Raw genomic sequence first — 4,862 nt, 5'->3', positions numbered from 1 at the left:
GGCCCGGTGCTGGGCGCCTGGCCGGCTCCGGCCGGCCCGGCCTGGTGCGCGACCTCGCCCGGCACCAGGCTTGCCGCCCTGCACGTCCCGCGCGTCATGCCCGCTGAACCCTCGACCGGCGCCCCTTTGGAGACTGTGCTGCTGCGCACCGAGGCCGGTGGAGATTACGGGCAGCAGGCTCCCGCCATCGGATTCGTGGTCACCGACCAGGACCAGATTCTCCTGCTCCCGGCCCAGGGCAGCCCCGCAGATCTCGCGGCCGCGATCGAGCACGCCCTCTGGCATCCCGGAACACCCACACTGGTCGTGGGCCTGACACCGAGTTCCAACGACTCGCTCATCGCCGCGGTGGACGCACTGGTGGAAACAGGCCCCCGCATCACACCATGGGAACAACTGATCGCGCTCGTGCGCCCGCACCCCGCAGACGGATACTGCCCGTACTGCCGTTGAGGCGACACGCCCTCCAGCAGCGCGTCGGCCTGGAGGGCGTGCACGGGGGCCAGCGACGCAAGGCCAAATGCCCGTGTCCTCGCCGTACCCCCCAGGCCAAGCAGGGGCCAGGACGTGGAAGCAGACCCCCGCTCTCCCCGTTCGGGGGAGGGGAAACGAATCTGCCCGCAGAGCAGGCATAGGTCGTGCGGCGGGGTGGCACGGTCCGGCCATGAGGATGATCAGCATGGTGGCAGCGGGAGTCATGAGCGCGTGTCTCGTTCTCACACCGGTGTCCGACGCATCGGCGCAGCGGTACTGGAACAAGAAGGTGAAGTGCGAGCAGAATGATCCCGAGGGGCGGAGGATCCCCACGCGCTACGGCAACGGAGATCTGGGTTGGAACCACTTCTCCGGCAAGCACAACATCAAGAAGTGCCGGGTGGTCGACGCGGCCCTGGCCGGGAAAGTGGACAAGAAGAGCGGGGGAAGACTCGAGTACTACGGGGTTGCCCGCAACCAGGCCAAGCTGGTCAACATCGTGGTCATCGTGCAGTACGCCCGCCGCACGGGTGACGGTGTGTACGACGCGGGCAAGGGAAACAAGATCGGTGTCGTCACCGCCTACTGCAAGGGCATGAACAAGTGCCCGAACTGGGTCAACGAATGAGTTTTTCCTACAGGGAGACTGCCGAGCAGCAGGCCTACCTCACGCGCTTCCTTCTCGACTACACAGCACTGCCTATGGCCGAGGGAGTCCTCCTGCGCGGTGTCCTGCCCACGCGGGATGCGGTGCGGATCGTGACCGGCGGCGCTGATGCGGTGTTGGCCCACGAGCTGGTCGCCTACGAGATCCCGCTGGCGGACGAGGACGACGAGGCGGTCACCGCCCCGCTGGTGCTGGGCTGGACCCGCACGCTCCTCGCCGGCCCGTCCCCCCGCACGCACACGACCGTGATGGGCATGCCCCTCGTCCTGGTGGATACCACCGCTCTCGAGCCCGCCTCCCCCGTCCGGGCGGACCGGACGCTGCGTGTACTGCGCACGCTGGCCTGGCCGTTCGTGGAAAGCCCGCCCAGCCCGGCACTCTGCGGATTCTTCTTCACAGGGCCGGACAGTATGCGGCTCTACCTCGCCGTCGAGAAGGCCGCGGGCCTGATCGCGGCCGACGTACGGACCACCGGCGCTCTCACCGCCCTGCTGGCAGCCCTGCCCTCTCTCGTGGAAGAAGAGGAACGCTGGGCGACGGACGCATCCGACCCCCACTGCGCCCGCGTGATCGACCTGACCAGCTGGTAAGAAGTACGGGCTCGCACGCGGCCGAGCAGGAGGACTTCAAGCACAAGTGCCGAGAATCGCGACGAATTTGTGCGGGGCGAACCCGCCGGACGGTGTCGGCCCCGCTGCGCGGCCGCCGGAAGGCGGCGCCCAGGTACAGCAGCGGTTTCGTGGAGCCGTAGTGGTGAGGGTCAGGCCACATCTCCCTCCCACACCCACCGGCCTTCAGGATTGCTGAAGGCCGGCGCGTACGAGGCACGCCCGCCCGGCCCGTATGCGCTGTGAGGGGTGATCAGGAACGCACCGATCGTACGTTCCTCAGCCGTGAGACCGGTGACATCCAAAAGCTGCCCCTCCAGCGGACCGCCGTCCAGCTCGACGTACTCACGGCTCGGGTCGGTGGTGCAGGAGGCGGCGTCGTCGCAGTCAGTACCGTAGATCCGCGGTCGTGTGTGCCCAGTCATCCACTCAGCCTGCCAGCCCCTCCTAGAACTCCGCCCCTGTTTCGTCCAACCCGTCCCCGCACGGCAGAAAAGGAAAGCCGGACCGGCGAGGAGTGATCGCCGGTCCGACCTGTAGATGGTCTCAAACACCCTTCACCTTGTAGGCAGCGGATGCCGGTTTCCCGGTAGCTCCCTGCCAAAGCCACGCTGAAATGGAAACGCGCTCACGGGGCCGGGCCGGCGGACGGCCGGGCGTGAAGGTAGGCGTCATAGCGGGTGCCGGCGTGTACGGATGCCCGGGGAGCGGCGGTCAGCGGATGTAGACCTCGATGCTGGTACTGGACGGCAGATGGAGGGCGTCACCGGCGAACGACGCGGTGTAGGTGAGGTAGCCACGGGCGGTGGTGCGGTCGGTGAGGGCGAAGGTCTTGTCCGCGGCAAGAGTGGTGGGCGGGAGCGTCACCGGCTTGGTGGCGCCGGGGTCCAGGCGGGTGAGGGTGACGGTGGTGCCGGCTGGAAAGGGCAGGTCGGAGGCGAGACGGCCGGTGAGGGAGCGGGTACCGGAGGGTGTCGTGGAGGGTATGTGCAGCACGGTCTCGGTGGCGGCCTTGCCGGGGGTGGTCAGCACCCGCAGGATGACCGGAGCGCCCTGGCGTGTCTCCCGGGTGACGGCGAAGAGGCGGCGGTTGTCCGGCGCCCAGCCAAGGCCGGCGGGCAGCAGCAGCGGAGAGGAGTCTCCGGAGGCGAACTCGAAGACACCGTGCGAGAGGCCGGCGCCCGGCTTGAACATGAAGACGTCCGAGCCGTAGTTGCTGTCCACCCCGGCCGCGACGGCTCCGTCGGCGGCGACGGCCACCGCGTTGGGGTAGGCGGCGGCCGGGTAGCGGCCCGCGTCGGTGAGGTCGGAGGCGCGCAGCACCTGGTGGTAGTAGGGGCTGCCGCTGGCCAGGATGATGTTCTTGCCGTCGGCGGTGAAGGTCAGGTCCTGGGTGTCGCCGGCCTCGTGCAGCCGCCGCTCGGCCGTGCGGTGGGCAATGGCGGTGCGTACGTCGTACACGGCGAAGGTGGCTGGGCTGACGTCCCGCTCGCCGGCGACCAGGACGCCGGGGGCGGCCGCAGAGGTGGCCAGTGCCGGTGCGGAGTACCAGTCGTCGGCGGTGGCCTGACCCAGGGTGACGACAGGGCGTGCGGTTGTGAGGTCGACCGAGCCGATGTCGCCGGCGCCCTCGGCGCCGTAGCCGAACCACAGGCGCCCACTGCTGACGGCGAGGGTGCGCGGGACTGTGCCGACGCCGGTGGCATACCTCGCGACGACCTCGTGGGTGGTGGTGCTGATGGCCGCGACGGTGTCCGCGCCGGGCAGGGCGGCGTAGAGGGTGGCGGAGTCCGCCGACAGGGCGAGCTGTGCCGCCCCGGGCAGGCCGGTCACCTGCTTCAGCACCGCGCCGTCGAAATCGGTGACGACGACCGCGCCGCGGGCGGGGTCGCTGAAGAAGAGGCGGTTGTGGACGCCGTCGACGACCATGTCGCAGTAATCGGTGAGCGGCAGGACACTGGAGGCAGCGCGGGGCTGTGCGGCAGCGGCGCTGGACGGGTCGGCGGCGGCGGCATTCGCCGGCGTCAGCAACGCGACGATGAGGGCGGCAGTGCCCCAGGCACGCACGGCGGCGCGGGCGCGCGCCCGGGTGACAGTACCGGCCTGGGCCTTGGCGTCGATGGTGGTGCCGAGTCTGCGTTGACGTGCGATCATGTGGTCCCCCCAGGGATGAGTGCGCGGTGTCCGGCCCGACGCTTACGGAGCCGGGACCAGGAACGCCATCCCGGGGCACCTTGGCCCGCGGTGGTGGCGCTCCATACTCCTACCCCCATCAACTCCTCTTATGGACAGCCGTTTCGGAGGCATCCGAGGGCCAAGTAGCGGCGGCTGGTCTCCGTCCTCGATCCTTTCCGCCCAGGGCCCGCGGTGCGGATCACGGCGCGCGGCGAGGAGCCGGTCGAGGGGGCACCGGCCGGTCTGATCCTCTTCGGGCACGGGATCAACACCCGGCCTCTCCTGACGGAACTCCGAGGGCTCGCACCCCGGTTTACTGACCTCGCGCCCGTCGTTGTGCGACGCAGTCGTTGACACACCTCCCAGCAGTCCGTCCTGCGCTCATGGCCGACGAGGATCTGCGCGTTCATTCACGCCTTCGCCGAGTTCGTCCCCACCGCCGCTGAGCCCGCCCGCGACGCACGCACCAGCCACGGACGACGAGCAAGGCCACGCCCGGCGGGTGGAGAGCCGGACGGAAATCACTTCCCTCCACCGCGCGAACTCTTCGCCGCGGCGGACTGGGCGCGGGCGGCGAACCTGGTCTCGGCAGTCCGGCTGCCTGGGTTCCGTGCGCCGGCAGACTGCACCCGGGAGGACGCGGCCGAAGTCATCTCCGTCCGCTTGCCACCGCTGTGCTGGCCGCCAGCACTCTTGCCGCTGTTTTTGCCCATGCTGATCACCTCATTCTTCAGGGTGCTTACATCCGCCGTCGACTGCTACTCCAGTACTCCCATCGCTTCTCCGAAGGCGCAACGGCGCTGGCACCCGGACGGACGCGGTCAGTGCGGGGCGTGGCAGATCGGTGCGGGTTCCGGCCAGGGCAAGGATGCGACACTCGGGCGGCGAGTCCAGCTGCTCGGAGCGCATGGGCTGGAACCGGTCTGGGCCTCCCTTTT

The 4,862-nt window shown here is 69.5% G+C and carries 6 protein-coding genes; 4 read left to right on the top strand and 2 right to left on the bottom strand.

Annotation, left to right across the window (positions count from 1 at the left end):
- From VN520_RS37635 to VN520_RS37625, 3 genes are all read left to right on the top strand, one after another.
- On the top strand, positions 1 to 453 hold a 453-nt coding region (locus VN520_RS37635), incomplete at its 5' end, for a hypothetical protein (protein ID WP_325751450.1).
- A gap of 211 nt (positions 454 to 664) precedes the next feature.
- Entirely contained in the window at positions 665 to 1,102 is a 438-nt protein-coding gene (locus VN520_RS37630) for a hypothetical protein (RefSeq protein WP_325751449.1), read from the top strand.
- Complete coding sequence (locus VN520_RS37625) at positions 1,099 to 1,731, top strand: hypothetical protein (protein ID WP_325751448.1); 633 nt, start codon at positions 1,099 to 1,101, stop codon at positions 1,729 to 1,731. Before VN520_RS37630 ends, VN520_RS37625 begins: the two co-directional genes overlap by 4 nt.
- A 170-nt stretch (positions 1,732 to 1,901) precedes the next feature.
- Here VN520_RS37625 and VN520_RS37620 read toward each other — a convergent pair whose 3' ends face one another.
- Both VN520_RS37620 and VN520_RS37615 read right to left on the bottom strand, forming a co-directional pair.
- Positions 1,902 to 2,174, bottom strand: a complete 273-nt coding sequence (locus VN520_RS37620) for a hypothetical protein (protein ID WP_325751447.1) — start codon at positions 2,172 to 2,174, stop codon at positions 1,902 to 1,904.
- A 289-nt stretch (positions 2,175 to 2,463) separates the two neighbouring features.
- The gene (locus tag VN520_RS37615) at positions 2,464 to 3,903 is read right to left on the bottom strand and encodes a hypothetical protein (RefSeq protein WP_325751446.1); all 1,440 of its coding nucleotides are present in this window, start codon (positions 3,901 to 3,903) and stop codon (positions 2,464 to 2,466) included.
- A 732-nt stretch (positions 3,904 to 4,635) separates the two neighbouring features.
- Between VN520_RS37615 and VN520_RS37610 the strand changes: the two genes are divergently transcribed.
- A partial coding sequence (locus VN520_RS37610; RefSeq protein WP_325751445.1) for a hypothetical protein occupies positions 4,636 to 4,862 on the top strand: 227 nt, incomplete at its 3' end.

Source organism: Streptomyces sp. (assembly GCF_035563135.1).
Taxonomy (GTDB): Bacteria; Actinomycetota; Actinomycetes; order Streptomycetales; family Streptomycetaceae; genus Streptomyces.
This window is presented reverse-complemented; position numbering and strand designations above follow the sequence as displayed.